The organism is Phocaeicola sp. RTP21198st1_B8_RTP21198_201120 (genome assembly GCF_040929485.1).
Lineage (GTDB): Bacteria > Bacteroidota > Bacteroidia > Bacteroidales > Bacteroidaceae > Phocaeicola > Phocaeicola dorei.
The window spans coordinates 1-1,858 of sequence record NZ_JBCOCI010000242.1 but is presented as its reverse complement, the minus strand read 5'-3'; the positions used below and the strand labels follow the sequence as shown (position 1 = coordinate 1,858).

Here is a 1,858-nt window from a genome sequence, read left to right as displayed (position 1 = left end):
CTCTTTTAATTGTGCATATCCGATACCTTCCGTGGTTGACGGCAACGGGGTAATTGTATTGCCTGTTATTGCATCATAGCCATATCGTTTGCTATACAGACTGTTTGATTTACTTCCACGGAGCTCGGCACCAGCGATAAGGGAAATAGAGTGGTCGTTTCCGAATTGATCGTCATAAGCGAAGTGTCCGCGTACCATATAACTTTCGTTATCAATATTGCGTTGTAATATAGAGGCGTACTCTTTCTGACTTAACCCATCTACTGATAAACGATTGTCCAAAGCAGCTTTCGTATCACTGTTGTAGATCTCTTTTAAACGGTTAGTGGAATAAGTGAACGAAGCTAATCCGACAAAACGTAATTTGCTAATAATACTATAATCGATCCCTGTCCGTACGGTAGTATTGACATTTTTTGTGCGTGAAGAAGTTTCATTCATCTCGCGCATGATATTGAAACCACTGTCAGGGACTGTTTTTCTGGATGTTTTTTTATTATTATATTCTCCTAATGAATAATAGGTCTCATCTGCTCTGTAGCTACCATCTGTATTATATGGACTTTCGTATGGATTAGCAAAGTAAGCATAAGTAAATGGATTGATGTTATTTAATGCTGGCGATTTAGAGTATTGATATGACATTGATGTCCCAAAATCCAATTTTACTTTTTGATTGGGGTTCATAGAAAGGTTAGCAGTTATATTGTAACGATCATAGTCATTATTTTTTAATAAACCGGCATTACGTGTATATGATAATGATGTATAGTAAGTATATTTTTCTCCTCCTCCACTAATGGATAGATTGTGTGTAGTGGATACGCCATTACGAAATAGTTCGTCGTACCAATTAGTGTTTGTTTGTCCTAATTCGTTAATATAGCTATCCTGTTGTTCTTTATTCCATCCTTCAAAACGACCTTTTCCGGATCTAATAATGCCTACTATACCTACGACAGGATAATCTGTTTTTCCTGCTTCAAAGCCGGGAGCAGAAAATTCATCCCATAATCCTTGCTCATATGCAAGCTTTTCTTTTGAATTCATCAAAGAATAATCTCGTTGGGGTGACAAAGTGACGGAAACATTACCAGAATAGTTAACTCTGGTTTTTCCTTGTTTTCCTTTTTTGGTAGTAACGACAATTACACCACCTGCGGCTCGTGAACCGTAAATTGCTGTGGCGGAGGCATCTTTTAAGATAGTGATACTTTCAATATCACTCGGATTGATCCCTGCAACACCATTCATGAATAAATCATCAAACTGGCCCGATTTTATTTCAGAACTATTGGGCATGTCTGCTGTACTTCCTTGCATAGGAACTCCGTCAATTACCCATAGTGGCTCACCGTCTCCGGTAACAGTATTGGTACCTCTGATTCGTATTTTTTGTGTACTACCGGGCTGTCCGGTTACAGCTGATACGGCTACACCTGCAATTTTACCTTGCATTAAAGCATCGACAGTAGGTTGAGCCTGATCTTTTAGCTGATCGGCAGTAATGATGCCTACTGAACCTGTCATCTTTTTAAATGTGGTTTGAGTATAACCAGTGATAACAACCTGATCGAGTTCACTTGTTTCTGCCTCCATTTGTATTTTGATGAAAGAAGTTGTCCCTTTTAGTAAACGCTCTGCATTTTTCATACCAATATAGGAAAAAACAAGCGTTTTCCCTTCTTTTACTTCCTTGATGGAAAACTTACCATCGATATCTGTGGTAACACCAACTTGGGGGACTTCCTTATAGCGGACGGAAACGCCAACTAATGGTACCCCACTTTCGTCAGTTACAATACCCTTTACTGTTACCTGTGCATTTGCAAATAATGGTAAAATTAAAGCAAAAAGT

Annotated in this window: 1 protein-coding gene; it reads right to left on the bottom strand. The window is 38.6% G+C overall.

What is annotated here, in order from left to right:
• The coding region (locus tag AB5935_RS25000; protein WP_368327757.1) for a SusC/RagA family TonB-linked outer membrane protein at positions 1-1,858 on the bottom strand (1,858 nt) is incomplete at both ends.